The 14,745-nt window shown below is 70.8% G+C and carries 14 protein-coding genes and 2 pseudogenes; 2 read left to right on the forward strand and 14 right to left on the reverse strand.

Annotation, left to right across the window (positions count from 1 at the left end; translation table 11 throughout):
- Positions 1-2: 2 nt before the first annotated feature.
- Complete coding sequence (locus tag AS97_RS01435; protein ID WP_059144030.1) at positions 3-1,163, reverse strand: iron-containing alcohol dehydrogenase; 1,161 nt, start codon at positions 1,161-1,163, stop codon at positions 3-5.
- 157 nt (positions 1,164-1,320) lie between these two features.
- On the opposite strand from AS97_RS01435, the gene AS97_RS01440 reads away from it, so the two are divergent.
- On the forward strand, positions 1,321-2,289 hold the full coding sequence (locus AS97_RS01440) for a LysR family transcriptional regulator (RefSeq protein ID WP_210564193.1): 969 nt from the start codon (positions 1,321-1,323) through the stop codon (positions 2,287-2,289).
- Between the two features lie 240 nt (positions 2,290-2,529).
- Here the strand turns inward: AS97_RS01440 and AS97_RS01445 are convergent, their stop codons facing one another.
- The 4 genes and pseudogenes from AS97_RS01445 to AS97_RS01460 all read right to left on the reverse strand — a co-directional run bounded on the left by AS97_RS01445 (position 2,530) and on the right by AS97_RS01460 (position 4,870).
- A complete protein-coding gene (locus tag AS97_RS01445; protein ID WP_210564194.1) occupies positions 2,530-3,060 on the reverse strand; it encodes a hypothetical protein in 531 nt (176 codons plus the stop codon).
- Positions 3,061-3,248: 188 nt separating this feature from the next.
- A pseudogene (locus AS97_RS01450) lies at positions 3,249-3,356 on the reverse strand (GlcNAc-PI de-N-acetylase); the annotation flags it as partial.
- 156 nt (positions 3,357-3,512) lie between these two features.
- A pseudogene (locus AS97_RS01455) lies at positions 3,513-3,901 on the reverse strand (HAD-IA family hydrolase).
- Between the two features lie 63 nt (positions 3,902-3,964).
- The gene (locus AS97_RS01460) at positions 3,965-4,870 is read right to left on the reverse strand and encodes an NADP-dependent oxidoreductase (protein WP_210564195.1); all 906 of its coding nucleotides are present in this window, start codon (positions 4,868-4,870) and stop codon (positions 3,965-3,967) included.
- A 166-nt stretch (positions 4,871-5,036) separates the two neighbouring features.
- On the opposite strand from AS97_RS01460, the gene AS97_RS01465 reads away from it, so the two are divergent.
- Positions 5,037-5,180, forward strand: coding sequence for a hypothetical protein (locus AS97_RS01465; protein WP_201724812.1), 144 nt, complete (start codon positions 5,037-5,039; stop codon positions 5,178-5,180).
- 576 nt (positions 5,181-5,756) lie between these two features.
- Here AS97_RS01465 and AS97_RS01470 read toward each other — a convergent pair.
- The 9 genes from AS97_RS01470 to AS97_RS01510 form a co-directional block, all read right to left on the reverse strand.
- Complete coding sequence (locus tag AS97_RS01470; RefSeq protein ID WP_086706090.1) at positions 5,757-6,536, reverse strand: aspartate/glutamate racemase family protein; 780 nt, start codon at positions 6,534-6,536, stop codon at positions 5,757-5,759.
- Positions 6,537-6,616: 80 nt separating this feature from the next.
- Positions 6,617-7,099, reverse strand: a complete 483-nt coding sequence (locus AS97_RS01475) for a MarR family transcriptional regulator (protein WP_059144025.1) — start codon at positions 7,097-7,099, stop codon at positions 6,617-6,619.
- Between the two features lie 73 nt (positions 7,100-7,172).
- Positions 7,173-8,033 carry an alpha/beta hydrolase gene (locus AS97_RS01480; RefSeq protein WP_059144024.1) on the reverse strand — a complete coding sequence of 287 codons (861 nt, stop codon included), beginning with the start codon at positions 8,031-8,033 and terminating at the stop codon, positions 7,173-7,175.
- Positions 8,034-8,070: 37 nt separating this feature from the next.
- The gene (locus tag AS97_RS01485; protein ID WP_210564196.1) at positions 8,071-8,733 is read right to left on the reverse strand and encodes an isochorismatase family protein; all 663 of its coding nucleotides are present in this window, start codon (positions 8,731-8,733) and stop codon (positions 8,071-8,073) included.
- The gene (locus AS97_RS01490) at positions 8,730-9,437 is read right to left on the reverse strand and encodes an SRPBCC family protein (protein ID WP_086706092.1); all 708 of its coding nucleotides are present in this window, start codon (positions 9,435-9,437) and stop codon (positions 8,730-8,732) included. Before AS97_RS01490 ends, AS97_RS01485 begins: the two co-directional genes overlap by 4 nt.
- 3 nt (positions 9,438-9,440) lie before the next feature.
- Positions 9,441-9,974, reverse strand: a complete 534-nt coding sequence (locus tag AS97_RS01495) for a (2Fe-2S)-binding protein (RefSeq protein ID WP_185929964.1) — start codon at positions 9,972-9,974, stop codon at positions 9,441-9,443.
- A complete protein-coding gene (locus AS97_RS01500) occupies positions 9,971-12,343 on the reverse strand; it encodes a xanthine dehydrogenase family protein molybdopterin-binding subunit (protein WP_210564197.1) in 2,373 nt (790 codons plus the stop codon). Before AS97_RS01500 ends, AS97_RS01495 begins: the two co-directional genes overlap by 4 nt.
- Positions 12,340-13,188, reverse strand: a complete 849-nt coding sequence (locus AS97_RS01505) for an FAD binding domain-containing protein (protein WP_059144020.1) — start codon at positions 13,186-13,188, stop codon at positions 12,340-12,342. Before AS97_RS01505 ends, AS97_RS01500 begins: the two co-directional genes overlap by 4 nt.
- Before the next feature lie 63 nt (positions 13,189-13,251).
- Positions 13,252-14,649 (reverse strand): MFS transporter, encoded by a 1,398-nt coding sequence (locus tag AS97_RS01510; RefSeq protein WP_210564198.1) that lies wholly within the window; start codon positions 14,647-14,649, stop codon positions 13,252-13,254.
- Between the last annotated feature and the right edge of the window lie 96 nt (positions 14,650-14,745).

Here is a 14,745-nt window from a genome sequence, read left to right on the forward strand (position 1 = left end):
GATCAGGCATAGATCCGGTTGTAGAGGTCCTGGATTTCCTCGGTGGTGGGTACGACGGGGTTGTTGGCAGGTGAACCGGAAGCGACGGCCTGCTCGGCCATGAGGGGCGTCAGCCGGCTCCACGCGTCGTGGTCGATGCCGTAGTCATGGGGTGTGGGTACGGCCAGGTCGTGGCACAGGCCGCCGAGCGCGTCGACCAGCTTGTCGGCGGCCACGGTGTCGCTGTCCGCGGTGGTCGCGGCTCCCAGGGCGCGGGCGCAGTCGGCGTACCGGCTCGGCGCCGCGTGTGCGGAGAAGGCGGTCACCGCGGGGAAGAGCATGGCGTTCGACAAGCCGTGGGCGATGTGGAAGTGGGCGCCGATCGGGCGGCTCATGCCGTGCACGAGGGCCACGCTGGAGTTCGAGAACGCGATGCCGGCCTGGGTCGCGGCGAGCATCATGGCCTCGCGGGCCTCGGTGTCGCCGCCGTCGGCGTAGGCGCGGTGGAGATGGCGGCCTATCGTCTGGATCGCGGTGAGTGCGAGGGGGTCGGAAAAGGGATTGGCCTTGCGGCTCACGTACGCCTCAACGGCGTGGGTGAGTGCGTCGATGCCGGTGTCGGCGGTCAGCCGGGGCGGCATCGATATGGTCAGTTCGGCGTCGACGACGGCGGCGAGCGGCAGGAACGCCGGGCCCATGCAGAGCATCTTCTCGTCCGTGGCACTGTCGGTGATGACGGTGATCTGGGTTGCCTCCGAACCGCTGCCGGCGGTGGTGGGGACCGCGATCACCGGGAGTGCAGGGCCGAGGTTCATCCGCGGGGCCTTGTACTGGCGCATATGACCGCCTTGGAGGGCGAGTAGGGCGAGCGCCTTGGCCGTGTCCATCGGGCTGCCGCCGCCGAACCCGATCACCGCGTCCGCCTGGTGGTCGTGCAGCGCTTCCAGCCCCGAGGCCAGGGAGTCGGTCGTGGGGTCGGGCACGGTGCCCGAGAACAGCCGCGGGTGCGGGCCGGCCTTCCGTAGTGTCGCGGTCAGGCGTTCCGCCGCACCCGTCCCGACCAGGAATGCGTCCGTCACGAGGAGGGGGCGGCTCAGTCCCAGGCCCGTGATGACGTCGGCCAACTCGTCGGCGGCACCTCGGCCGACGCGCATGATCCGCGGCAGGGACAGATTGGCAACCATGGAGAACCTCTCGACGGTGGGAGGAGCGCTGGTGGGAGGAAGGCTGTGGAGGGAAGCGGGATGCTCTGCGGTTGTTCGACTGTGACGCCCGCCCTGGTGTGCGTTCAAGCGCCAATGACGCAGACCGGTTCTGCGGAAATGCAGATACGGTGTTCTGATGCATCCCCCTTCCCGGCCGGCCGGCGAGAACCCGGCACCGCGTCCGGAGACCGGCCGCGGCACGGTCGATCCGCGCAGGCTCCGCGCGGACGATCTGCGCTACCTGCTCGCGGTCGCCCGTACAGGGCGTCTGGTGGCCGCCGCCGACGCGCTCGGGGTGGACCACACCACCGTGTCCCGCCGTATCGCCGCGCTGGAGAAAAGCCTCGGCCTCCGGCTGATGGAGCGGGGCACGGAAGGATGGGCCCTGACGGACACCGGGAAGCAGGTCTCGGAGAGCGCACGCGCGATCGAGGACGCGCTTGCCCGGGTCGCCGACGCGGTGTCCGGCCAGGGCGTACGCTCACTCCGCGGCACCGTGCGCGTCAGCGCGCCGGACGGCTTCGGCACCGTCTTCGCCGCTTCCGCCCTGGTCCGGGTGCGACGGCATCATCCCGGGCTTCAGGTTGAACTCATCACGGCTACACGGCAGTTGACTTTGCATCCGTCCGGCTTCGATCTCGCCTTGGCGATCGGCGGATCGCCGGGCGGCCGCCTGGTGACCGAGCACCTCACCGACTACGCGCTGGGGCTGTACGCCAGCGATGAGTACCTCGCCCGGTGCGGGTGCCCCGAGACACTCGCCGACCTTCGGGATCACGCGCTCATCTTCTACATCGAGTCGATGCTCCAGGTCGGCGATCTCGACATCGAACGCCATCTGCCGGGCGCCACCCCGGCGTTTTCCTCCACGAACGTCTTCGCCCAGCTCGAAGCCACCCGACTGGGAGCGGGCATCGGTGTGCTGCCGGCCTTCCTCGCCCGCAGGGAACCGCTGCGGCGGCTGCTGGCCGACGAGGTCGACATCCGGCTCCCGATCACCCTGGCCATGCGGCGGGAAGCGGTCACCCACCCGGCGGTGGGAGCCGTGCGCGACGCCCTGCGGCGGGAGGTCGCCGACCGCACCGCCGAACTGCTCGCGGAGTGAACCCGCCCGGATTCCGGCAGCCGGGGCCCGGCGATCACGCGGCCGCCGCGGCGCATTGATTCCCCGCACACCTGTTGACGTTGCCCCCAGGGCAAGGCTGAGCGTCCAGCCATCGCGCCGATCCACCACCACCCGCGTCCCCCACGGCACGACCGACGACGGCCTGTCCATCGACGTCCAGCCGCACCGGGGCGCAGGGGTGCACCCTTGCGTCGGCCGGGACGCGGCAGCCGGGTCGGGTCAGCGTCCCCGGCCCTGGGGGAACTGCCCGAGGTGAACCGCACGATGGACGACCGCCGCCAGGTCCCGGAGGTCCTCGGTGAAGGCATCGACGCGGATCCGGCGTCCGCTGTGCAGCCGGATCTCGCACGTAGAGCCCATGCCCCGGGCGTCGGCCAGCGGACGGCCGTCACCACCGCTGGTACTCACCTGCGCGACGTCCTGCCAGGGGATCACGGTGGCGGTGCCCGCCACCCGGTGGGTGAATCCCCGCTCGTGAATGTCGAAGCACTGCTCCCGGGTACGGAACGCCTGCACCAGGCGCCAGATCCCCAGCCCCCACCCCACCAGACCGACCCCGAGCAGCAACCCCGCCAGCCCCGGGGCCCCGTCGGTGGTGCCCACCGACGCGATCGCCACCGGCATCCCGAAGGCGGTGCCCACAGCTCCGACCATCAGCCAGATACCAGCCTGCCGCAGGCGCCGCGCGCCGTCGGTGCGATGCTCCCGCACAAATCTCCCCAACTGCTCGGCCGCTTCCGTACGCCTCATCGCGCCCCCTCCCGGGTCGTGGACACCCCAAACTATGCCCCCACCGCCGAGCGATGCACTCTTACCGCGGACCTTGGGGCAGCACAGAGGACGTCACGCGGGCGCGAGGAGTGCTCTCCATGCCCGTCAACTCGCCGAACCTCTCCTTGCCCCTCGTGAGAATCGCGCATGGCCTCGCCGAACCGCCGCATCCCCGAGTCGGCACAGTCCAGCATCTCCAGATCGCTGACCTTCAGGACCTCACAACTCGCCTCGAGTTCTTGACGGCGCATCAAGGCGGCCGCCGGATCGTGCCCGCGGACCGGCTGTTCTCGACGCGGCCGCCTGGCCTTCCCATGCCTCGGCGTGAGAACGCGAACGCGGTACAGGCACGACCCCCATGTCTCAGCGCCACGTCGGACCCGCCCCGCAGGGACGACTCCGCCACCGTGATCACACCAGCCACACCATGATCATTCCACTGCGGCTGATCCCTTCGAGCGGGCGAAGGCGAGTATGTCGGGGACTCCTTCGCGCAGGCTCCCGAAGTGACGGTGCACGCCGCTCACCGCGACCGCGGCGTTGGTTCCCCACACCGTCATGCCGGCCCTCAGCCCTGCCTCGACTCCGGAGGGGGCGTCCTCGATGACCAGGCAGTCCTCGGGTTCGGCACCGAGCTGCTCAGCGGCCAACAGGGAGGGCACGGGCGACGGTTCGCCCGCTCCACCGCGGCGGCAGGGCGATATCGCTCCGCCCACATTTCCCGGACCCGGCGTTGGTTGTCCACGGCGTCGATCAACGTACCGTCGACATCGAACAGGACGTGCTTCGTGGGGCTGGGCCGCACAGGCTCACTGGTCACGTCGCGATCGGGCCAGGCTTTCCGCGACCGAAGCCGCGGGAAGCCCCGAACGGTGGGACAAGCTCAGATGCAGACCACGATCTTCCCTCGCGTGTGTCCGCGCTCGACGTATGCGTGCGCTTCCGCGATCCGTTCGAGCGGGTAGGTCCGCTCGATGCGCGGTGTGTAGCGACCTTGCCGACCGAGTTCGCCTGCTTCGGCGAGGAGCGTGGAGTCGTTCTCCGCGTTGCCCAAATGCACACCCAGTCGATGCGCGTTGGTGTAGTCGGCGATCGTCGACACACGAGCAGGGTCGCCCACGATCGCGATGAGGTCGGCCAGGGACCCGGAGGCCGCAGTGTCGAGCGCGATGTCGACGCCGTCCGGAGCCAGCGTGGCGAGGCGCTCCGCGAGGCCGGTGCCGTAAGTGGTCGGAACGGCTCCGAGGGAGGTGAGGAACTCGTGGTTGCGTTCGCTGGCCGTCCCGATCACGGTGGCGCCCCGAGCCACCGCGATCTCGACCGCGGCACTGCCCACGCCTCCGGCGGCCCCCTCGACGAGAAGGGTGCGCCCCCGCAACGGACCGAGCGCCTTCAGCCCGCCCATCGCGGTCACGGATGCCAGACCGGCGCCGGCGGCCTCCTCGTCGGTCCATGTGGCGGGCGCGGGAGCCCAGGCCGAGAGCACGGCCAGCTCCGCTGTCGCGCCGGTGACGCCACCCAGCCCGAAGACACGGTCGCCGATGCTCACCCCCTGCACGCCCGCACCGATCTCGTCGACCACGCCGACGGCATCACGCCCAGGAATCGCGGGCAGGTCCACGAGGAGCACCTCGCGCACCGCACCGGAACGCACCTTCCAGTCGACGGGATTGACGCCGGCCGCCGCGACACGGACGCGGATCTCGCCGGGCCCGGGATGCGGGTCCGGCACCTGCTCGACCACAAGGGTCTCCACACCGCCGTACTCGTGATAACGGACTGCGCGCATGACGTTCTGCCTTCCCACACGGCCTGAACCGGCCGTTCGTGACATCAATGGGTGATGGGTGAATGTTCGGCGAGCGCCGACGCTCACTACGCTAAAACCTCACGTTGACGTCAGGTGCAAGTCGGACGGCCGCCCGAACAGCGTGGTCCGCCAGGTGCTGCCGTGCGTGGACTCGGGTGAAGCGCCCCCGGCACTCCTGGACCAGCTGGTGGCCGAGCGTGTCCGCATCGACCACCGGATCACCGACCGGCTCGACGACGTGATCGCCATCACGCGGGACCCTGATTCCGACTGCCCCCACGTGGAGTGAAGACTACGACGACCCAGCGGGTGTGACCGGTTGGCCCGGGCTCTCGGCTTCCAGCCGGCAGGGAGCGGCGTGTGCGTGGCGGCCTCCGCGCAGCACGCCGCGGCGCTGCGGCGGGCGGCGGGCGGCGGGCGGCGGCGGAGTTGCGCGCGGCCGGGGTCCCGGTCCAGCAGCAGGCCCTCGGCTCCCAGGCCGTGCTGACCGCGCGACTCGGCCCGCGGGCGTCGGCCGAGAGTGAGCGTCCACCTCGCAGGCAACGCGCGACAGCAGACACGGCAGCCGCCGTCTAGTGCCACCGCAACCCCGTGCAGCATCGCTTCAACCGCTTCCTCGAACTCACCGGCAACGACGTACGCCACCCCGAGACCGCGGCCTTGGTCGCACTGGTCCTGCGGGCCCGCAGCCGCAGAGCCGGGGCTCAGGCCCCGCCCCAGCCGCAGGGCCGTGGCTCAGGTCCCGCCCCGACAGCCGTTGCCTCCCGTGGTGGCGTGCGTGGCAGCCGGGGCCGGGCGCGGGCCGGGCACGCCCGGCCTCCCTGCCCGGACCCACGCTTGGACGGTAGGACCAGCTCAGGCGAAGCTATTCCGGAGCGCTACGGGCGGGGACGGGAAGGCGGCCGCCGAGGAGGCCGCCGGTGCCCGGCACATGCGGGGGCAGGCCGAGTTCGACGAGGATGCGGTACGCCGTGGCGGTGGCCGCGGACAGGACGGGCAGGCCGACCGCGTCCTCGGCCGGTTGGATCGCCGGCAGGGACGGCATCTGGACGCACGCCGACAGTACGAGGGCGTCGGCACGTGACAGGTCCAGGCGCCGCCAGTGGTCGAGCAGATCCGCCGGGTCCAGCCGGGCGACGGCGAGATTGTCCGGTACCTCCAGGCTCAGCGCGTCCACGACCTCGATGCCCGCGTCCTCGATGTAGTTCGCGACCAGCCCCGTGAGCGGCTTCATATAGGGCGTGATGATCGCGACCCGCTTGGCCCCGAGTGCCTTGATGCCGTCGAGAAGGGCACCCGCGCTGGACACCACGGGTGCCTGGGCGCCTTGCGCTCGCAGCACAGTGGCGATCTCGTCCTCCGCCGTGCAGTGGTACCCCGCTCCCTGTGCCATGATCGCGACGAGACAGGCTGTGGCGACGACGTCCGGCCGCGCGTCGGCGAGTTCCAGCGCGGCACGCTCGGTCTGCGCGTTCATGGCGCGCAGCTGCTCGGGGGTCACCTGCTGCATGCGCATCCGGCTGCTGTGGAACACGAACCGGTCCTCGGGGACTGCCGACTCGCGCAGCCGCAGGATCCGGGGCAACTCCTTTTCCATGGTGAGGTTCGAGCTGGGCACGATCAGGCCGACGTGATGATCGGTCACGGAATCCTCCGGTTGTCCGGTGTACGGGACTCGCCGACGACCCGCGGGCCCGTTCCCGTGGCCTGCCGTGCCACGGCGGTTCACCCGTCCTGAGTCAGTTGCTCCCAGTGGTCGGCGAGGGATGCGAGCAGTTGCGTGATGTCGTCGCGCTGCTGTGGTCCGTACGGCTCCAGGAGCTGTTCGTCGAGCAGGCGGGCGCGGCGGTTCGCGTCGTCGAGGGTGTGTTTGCCTTCCTCGGTCAGATAGAGCAGTTTGCGCCGACCGTCGTCGGCGGCCGTTCTGCGGACGATCAGGCCGCGCTTCTCCAGTCGGCGGGCGACGTCCGTCATGGTCGACGTGTCGAGGGCGACCGCTGACGCCAGCGATCGCTGGTCGTGCCCCGGACTCGCGTCCACGACCTGGAGCACCGCGAACTGCGGCCCGGTCAGGAGCGGGTCGACCGCCCTGATCCAGACGGCGAGGTATGCCTGGTACAGGCGCCGGACCTGGTACCCGGGCGCGGTCGTCAGCGCGGCGGGTGGCCGGGGCCGCGCGGACGTCGAAGGTGCGGTTTCGTCAGCCATGGCGCCTACTTAAGCACGCCACGTCATCGCCCCCGCGCGGGGATGGAGGGGCTGGGAATCGAGGAGCCACCGGTCAGGCGAGCATCGGGCGCAGTGCTTCCCGCAGGCTCGCGAGAGCGGCGGGAGGATTGTCCCAGAACAGCATGTGGCCGGCGTCCGGTATCCGGCTCAGCGAGGCCGTGGGGTTCGTCCGCGCCGCCTCTGCCGCGCCCACCTCGGTGACCACGGGGCTGTCCGCGCCGTACAGCAGCACCGTGGGGCCGGGGACCGAGGACCACCAGTCGAAGAAGTCCTCGCTCTCGAAACCGCGGTGGGTGGCCTTGATGGCCTCCTCGCCGCAACTGGCCAGCCACCGGGCCCTCAACTCCAGCTCCCGGTGCGGCCACCGAGGCCACGCCCTGGCCACTTCCGCGGCGGTGGTGCCGCGTACGGCCTGCGCCAGCTGGTCCAGGAAGGCGTCCAGGGGTGTCGGGTAGGGTCCGCGCCCCGGGCCGCTCATGGGCGGGTCGCCCAGAACCGTGCCCCGGAGCGGGACCTTGTTCCGCGCCGCGGTGACCGCGGCGATGCGCGCGCCCATGGAATGCCCGAACAGCACCGGCCGGTCGAGCCCGAGCCGCATGACGACGGCCTCCGTGTCCTCGGCGTACTCCTCCAGCCCATAGCCGCCGCCATCGTCGGACAGCCCGCGCCCACGGACGTCGACGACCACCGGACGTACGAGGTCGGTCAGCTCACGCACGACGAAGTCCATGGTGATCGCGGGACTGGTGATGCCGGGCATGACGAGGAGCGGGACACCAGGGCCGCCGTAGTCGAGGACGTGCAGTCGGGTGGCGCCCGAACACACCCAGCGGCTCGTGGCGGGCACATCGGCGAGATCGGCGAGCGCGCTCTGCGGCAGGCTACGGGCAGCCGGGGACGGGTGCGGGGTCATGCGGCCTCCAACGGCGGGTGGTGCGGGCAGGGCAAGGTCATGGCGCCACGACCGGGAGCGCCGAGAGGTAGGCGATGGCCTCCTCGAGGTCGATCACGTCGCCGTACTTGGCCTGGATGTCGAACAAGTTGGCCTCATGAGGACCCGCCGCGCGGTCGCCGACGCATTCACGCGGCACCAGCACCGAGAGCCCGGACTGCACGGCGTCGACCGCGGTGGCCCGCACGCAGCCGCTGGTCGTCGCGCCGCAGACGAGCACGGTGTCGCGGCCGAGCCCGGTCAGCAAGGAGGCCAGCGCCGTGCCGAAGAACGCGGAAGCGCCCTTCTTGACGATCATGTGGTCCCGTGATCCACGCGGCAGCCGTGGATCGACGGTGACTTCCTCACTGTCCTCGACCAGGGCTCGCATGCCCCGCGCCTTGTGCAGCCAGGTCACCGCGTCTCCGGCCGCCTCGGCCGAGGTGTAGGCAATGGTCGTGAACACGACCGGCACTCCGGCGGGACGGCCTGCCTCGATCAGCGCGGACGTCGCACCGACCACCTCGGTCAGATCGGCCCCCGACGGGAACCGGTCCTCGGTGAACCCGCGCGTCAGATCGACCACGACGATCGCCGGCCGGTCGCCGCGCCGGACAGGCGCGCCGAAGCCCGCCCGGTCGTAGGTGCGTTCCGTGTCCAGTCCGTACGGCGCCTCGCTCACAACGACCTCCGCAGGACGCGCAGTTCGCGTGACTGGGCGCGCATCCGGCCGACGAGCCAGCCCTGGACGAGACCGAGCGCGAACGCCCCGCCGAGCATCCCGTACTTGGCGGCGGCGGGGCCGAACACCATGGACAGGCCGTCGAGTTCGGGCTGCCGAGCGGGAGCGGCCGGCGTGCGGGCGGGGTGTGCGGCGGCGGGAGCGGTGGCTGAAGGGGCAGCGGGCACCGCGGACAGCGGTCCGGGTTGCCCGGCGGCATGGTCCTGATCGAGCAGACCTGCCAGGTTCTGCGCGAACTGCCGCAGGATTCGCTCCGACACGGCGCCGATCGCCCCCTTGCCGAACTGAGCGATCTTGCCCCGGATCACCAGATCCGTGGCGAGCTGGAGCAGCGCGCCCTCGGGTGCGCCCAGCACATCGAGGACGACTTCGGCCTCCGCGTCGCCGCTTCCGTGTGTGTCGGCGCCGCGGGCGTGGACGCGCAGCCGGCGGTGCTCGGAGTCGACTTCCAGGAAGCGGACCGTGCCGGCGTACGAGGCCGTGATCGGCCCCACTTTGACCTTTACGCTGCCCTTCCAGGTGTCCCCGTCCTGCCCTTCGAGCGCGGCGCCCGGCATGCACGAGGCGACCCGTTCGACGTCGTTCATCAAGGTGAAGACGTCATCGGGTGAGGCTTTGACCGGAATGGAGTTGGTCAGCTGCACAGGTCAGTCCTCCTTGCTGGGGCACGCCTGTGCGCAGGCCCGGCGGCGGGCCGTCGCACAGGCGTCGATTGCCTCGACGATGGTCTGGTAGCCGGTGCACCGGCACATGTTGGCGGCGACGACCTCCCGGATCTCCTCCTTGGTCGCCCCGGGCCGCTCGGCGAGGAAGCCCTCGGCGAGCATGAGGAACCCCGGTGTGCAGAAACCGCACTGCAAGGCGTGGTGCTCGCTGAACGCCCGCTGGAGATCGCTCAGCCGGTTGCCGTCGGCCAGGGATTCCACCGTACGGATGCGGGCGCCTTCGGCCTGTGCCGCGAACATCAGGCAGGCACGTACGGGCCGGTCGTCGACGAGTACGGTGCAGGCGCCGCAGATGCCGTGCTCGCACCCGACGTGGGTTCCGGTCAGGCGCAGCTCGTGGCGGAGCACATCGACGAGGGTGCGGCGGGCTTCGGTGATCACCTCGTGCTGCTCGCCGTTGACATGCAACGCGATGAGCTGTGGCTCCCGCGGCGTCATGAGGGGGTCATCGGTCATGGGGCGGGCTCCGGGTTCAGGGCGCGGTGCACGGTCTGTGGCGTGATGGGAGTGTGGTCGAGTTCGGTGCCGGTGGGGCGCAGGGCGTCGTTGACGGCGTTGAGGACGGCGGCAGGCGCCCCGATGGTGCCGCCCTCGCCGGCGCCCTTCGCTCCCGTGGCGGTGAACGCGCAAGGGGTTTCAAGGTGGTGGATCGACACTTCGGGGATCTCTTGGGCCGTGGGCACCTTGTAGTCCATGAAGCTCGTCGCCGACGGCTCGCCGACCGCGTCATAGGTCACCTCCTCGTACAGGGCACCGGCGATGCCCTGCGCGATCCCGCCCCGGCACTGTCCCTCCACGACCTGTGGGTGGATCGCGACGCCGCAGTCCTCGACGCACACGTATCGCAGGATCTCCACCTGCCCGGTGCCCTGGTGAAGCTCGACGACCACACCGTGGGTGGCGTTGGAGAACGTGCCGTCGTTGAAGACGTCGAAGGTGGCGGTCGCGGTCAGCCCCGGTTCGATGTCCTTGGGCAGCAGATCCGCCCGGAGGTAGGCGACGTCGGCGATCTCCTGGTGGGTGAGCACGTCATGGGCACCGTCGCCGCCTCGGCGGCGCACCTGGCCGCCCGCCAGCTCCACCTGCTCCGGCTCGGTGTCCCACAGGGCGGCGGCGATGGCGCGCAGCTTGTCGCCGAGTCGCTCGGCGGCCAGGCGCACCGCACTGCCTCCGACGGTGATGGACCGGCTCGCGAAGGTGCCCCAGCCGTAGGTGACACGGTCGGTGTCGCCCTGGTGGAGCCTGACCCGGGCGATGTCGAGGCCGAGCGCGTCGGCGACGATCTGCGCCATTGTCGTCTCGTGGCTCTGCCCATGGCTCATCGTGCCGGTGGTGACCGTCACCGCGCCGCTGGTGTCCATCCGTACTTCGGAGATGTCGAAGCCCGGCACCACCTGCATCTTGCGCTGTGCGAAGGCCGAGGAGCCGTATCCGGTGCGCTCGCTGAAGCAGGCGTAGCCGATGCCGATGTGCCGTCCTTCGGCCGCCGCCGCGGTCCGCGTGTCGTACCATCCCTCGTCCCTGACGACCCGCTCGCACAGGTTCAGGGACTCCAGGTACGAGCCGGGGTCGTAGGTGATGTCGTTGACGCCCGTGTAGGGGAAGTCGGTGATGACATTGCGGCGGCGGATCTCCACCGGGTCCAGGCCGAGTTCGCGGGCGGCGCGCTCGAAGAGCCGCTCGACGACCATCACGTACTGCGGGCGGCTCACACCCCGGTACGGTGCGGTCGGCGCCTTGTTGGTGGTGATGGCCCGGCCGCGGACCCGGTAGGCGGGCACCTTGTACACCCCGGGCATCTCGGCGGACGCCATCAGCGGCTCGATGCCCGCGGTGAACGGATAGCAGGAGTAGGCGCCCATGTCGCACACCACGTCCGCGTCGAGAGCGAGGATCCGGCCGTCGGTGTCGAAGGCGGCGCGCGCCCGGTAGTGCTGCTCGCGGGCGAGAAAGGACGCGGACAGGGCGTCCTTGCGGTCCTCGATCCATTTCACCGGCCGTCCGAGTCGCAGCGCGGCCGCGGCGGCCGCGATCTCCTCGCGTCCGACCACGCACTTCTGGCCGAAGCCGCCGCCCATGTCGGGGACCACGACCCGCACGGCTCGCTCGTCGAGACGCAGGCAGCGTGAGGCGACCGTTCTCACCTGGTGCGGGACCTGGGTGCAGGTCTGGAGGAGAAGTTGCTCCTCGCGGTCGTCCCAGTGCGCCACGGCGCCGCGGGTCTCCAGCGGCAGCGCGTTCTGACGGCCGGTCGTGACGTCCACCTCGACGACGCGGTGCGCCGCGTCGAAGATGTCGTCGATCCCGTCGGTCGCGAAGAGCGAGACGTCCACGAGGGTGTTGCGGGCGGCCTCGTCGTGGACGAGCACCGCGTCGTCGGCGAGCGCCGTCTCCTCGCCGAGGACAGGTGGCAGCGGGGCGTACTCCACATGCGCCGCCTCCAGGCCGTCCTCCGCGGCGTAGGCGTCGAGGCCCACGACGATCGCGAGGGGCTCCCCGACGTAGCGGACCTTGTCGCGGGCGAGGACCGGCATGGCGGTCGGCACGAACTGCGACCGGGGACGTCCCAACTGAGCCGTGATGTCTGCGATGGCCAGGTCGTCCGCGGCGAACGCCGCCACGACGCCGGGGACGCGGCGTACCGCCGACAGGTCCATGGACATGATCTCGCCGTGCGCGACCGTGCTGCGCACGAACTGCGCGTGCAGCATGCCGGGCAGGGCGATGTCGTCCACGAACCGGCCGCGCCCGGACACCAGCCGCCGGTCCTCCCGGCGCGGGACCGACCGCCCCACCAGCGGCCGCCCTCTTTCCTGACGTGTCATCGGGACATCGCCTCCTCACAGGCGCGCCGGACCAGGGTCCGGACCAGTTCCTTGCGGTAGTGCGAACCGCAGGCCGCGTCGCCCGCGGGGTCGGCGGCCGCCGCCGCGGCGGACGCGCAGGCGTCGAAGGAACCGCCGCCGGTCAGCACCGCCTCCGCCTCCGGAACGCGGATGGCCGCCGCCGCCACACCACCGAGCGCCACCCGGCCACCGCGTACGGCGCCGTCCACGACATCGAGGTCCACGGCCGCCGCCACGATCGCGAAGTCGCCACGTCGCTCGGCGAACTCGGTGAGCGCCGCGTGCGGCGCCGTCCGTGGGAAGACAATCTCCACCAGGAGTTCGTCCGGGGCGAGGGCGGTCGTGTAGTAGCCGAGGAAGAAGTCCCCGGCCGCGATCGAGCGTTCGCCCAGGGGACCGTGGACGACGAACTCGGCGTCCAGGAGCACCGCGAGCAGACACCATTCGGCGGTGGCGTCCGCGTGTGCCATGCTGCCCCCGACCGTGCCGCGGGTACGGATCGGCAGATGCCCGATCCAGGCCATGGCCCGGCGCATCACCTCGAAGCCCTGCGCGAGTGTGCCCGCCGGGTCTCTCTCCACGGTGTGGTGGGTGGTGAGCGCCCCGATCCGCAGCGCCCCGGCGGCATCGCGGTGCATGCGGTCGAGTTCCCGGAGGCCGCCGATGTCGACGAGGTGGTGCGGACGGGCCAACCGGAAGTTCATCATCCCGACCAGGCTCTGTCCGCCCGCGATGGCCTTGGCGTCGTCACCCAGCTCGGCCAGCAGCCGGACGGCGCCGGCTACGTCACGGGCCCGGTGATACTGAAAGGGCGCGGGCTTCATGGGTTTCCTGTCCTCTCTTGCGTGGGGTCGCCTCATGTGCGGTTCCGTGCGTGTTCCGGCGGCCTAGACCACCGTCTGTTCGCGGACCGCGCGAGGTTCCTGAGCCCGGACGTCCGCGGTGTCCCCGTCCAGGGCCCGGCCCTTCGTCTCCGGCGCCGCGATGGCCATCCACACAACGGCGGCCAGCACCGCGACTCCGAGCACGGCGAACGTCACGGCGAGCCCGAGGGCCGGCCACATCACCGACCCGAACAGCAGCGGCGCGAACCCGGTGAGTGCCCGGCTGACCGAGGAGGCCCAGCCGAAGCCGCTGGCCCGCAGAGGCGTGGGGTACAGCTCGGAGACGTAGGCGTACATGGCGGGGATGGCGAGCTGCATCACGAAGCCGAACACGGCGATCGCCACGACGGACCCGGCCGGCGCCCTCATCACCAGCGCGAACACCACCAGCGCGAGGGCAGCGACCGGAGCCGAGACCCCGATGAGCCACTTGCGGCCGACCACGTCCACCAGGGCGGTGGAGACGAGGACACCGAGGATGCCGACGCCGCTCATCACGGTGGTGTTCATGAAGCTGGCGGTGTCCCCCAGGCCCTCCTCCTTGAGGATGGAGGGCATCCAGCTGAGAGCCGCGTAGTACACGAGCATCACGGTGGCGAACAGCGACCAGGCCACGGAGGTGATGCGCGGGCTGTGCGCCCATATGTCGCGCAGCTGCTCCACGGCGGCGGTCACACCGCGTCGGCCGGTACCGGCGACGGGCTCCGGGATGACGTACGGCTCGACTGGAGCGCCGGTACGGGCGACGAGGTCGTCGATGACGGCCCTGGCCTCGGCCTCGCGTCCCTTCTTCGTCAGGTAGACCGGTGACTCGGGGATGCCCCGGCGCACCCAGAACAACAGGAGCGCGGGCAGCACCATGGTCGCCAGCATCCAGCGCCAGTTGCCGTCGAGGGGGACCATCACCGTCGAGACGAGACCGCACAGCGTCACACCCACCGGCCACCACAGGTCGAGCGCGGTGAGCACCCGGCCGCGGTACGCCCGCGGCGAGAACTCACCGACCAGGGCGTAGTCGACGGGGATGCAGCCGCCGAGTCCCACACCCGCGAGGAAACGCAGGGCCAGGAAGAGGGGGTACGTGGGCGATAGGGCGCCCAGCACCGAGAACAGGGCGAAGATCAGCAGTGTGACGCTGAACGCCTTCGTGCGTCCGATGCGGTCCGCGACCGCGCCCCAGGCGATGGCCCCCACGGCCATGCCGACGAGGTTGGCGGTCACCACGAGCCCGCGCCCGCCGAGCGAGAGGTCGAAGTGCGAACCCAGGAGCGGCATGAGGAAACCGTTCAGGGCGATGTCGTAGGCGTCGAAGAGGTAGCCGAGACCTCCGATGATGAAAATGCGTCCCTGGACGCCCCATCTCCAGGGAAGTTCCTGAACGATCTGATCACCGGTTTTCATGTTCGCTCCACGGTGGTCGCGTATCGGGTGCATGCCGCGCCATTGCCGGTGTGGTACGCACGGCTCGGGCGTGCGGGTCGTCAGTGCGCGAGGGCT

Source organism: Streptomyces sp. AgN23 (assembly GCF_001598115.1).
In the GTDB taxonomy this organism is placed as follows: Bacteria; Actinomycetota; Actinomycetes; order Streptomycetales; family Streptomycetaceae; genus Streptomyces; species Streptomyces antimycoticus.

Coding starts and splice junctions, on each gene's coding strand:
- AS97_RS01440 (WP_210564193.1), top strand. CDS start 1,321: ATGCATCCCCCTTCCCGGCCGGCCGGCGAGAACCCGGCACCGCGTCCG.
- AS97_RS01460 (WP_210564195.1), bottom strand. CDS start 4,870: ATGCGCGCAGTCCGTTATCACGAGTACGGCGGTGTGGAGACCCTTGTG.
- AS97_RS01475 (WP_059144025.1), bottom strand. CDS start 7,099: ATGGCTGACGAAACCGCACCTTCGACGTCCGCGCGGCCCCGGCCACCC.
- AS97_RS01480 (WP_059144024.1), bottom strand. CDS start 8,033: ATGACCCCGCACCCGTCCCCGGCTGCCCGTAGCCTGCCGCAGAGCGCG.
- AS97_RS01445 (WP_210564194.1), bottom strand. CDS start 3,060: ATGAGGCGTACGGAAGCGGCCGAGCAGTTGGGGAGATTTGTGCGGGAG.
- AS97_RS01505 (WP_059144020.1), bottom strand. CDS start 13,188: ATGAAGCCCGCGCCCTTTCAGTATCACCGGGCCCGTGACGTAGCCGGC.
- AS97_RS01500 (WP_210564197.1), bottom strand. CDS start 12,343: ATGACACGTCAGGAAAGAGGGCGGCCGCTGGTGGGGCGGTCGGTCCCG.
- AS97_RS01510 (WP_210564198.1), bottom strand. CDS start 14,649: ATGAAAACCGGTGATCAGATCGTTCAGGAACTTCCCTGGAGATGGGGC.
- AS97_RS01435 (WP_059144030.1), bottom strand. CDS start 1,163: ATGGTTGCCAATCTGTCCCTGCCGCGGATCATGCGCGTCGGCCGAGGT.
- AS97_RS01495 (WP_185929964.1), bottom strand. CDS start 9,974: ATGACCGATGACCCCCTCATGACGCCGCGGGAGCCACAGCTCATCGCG.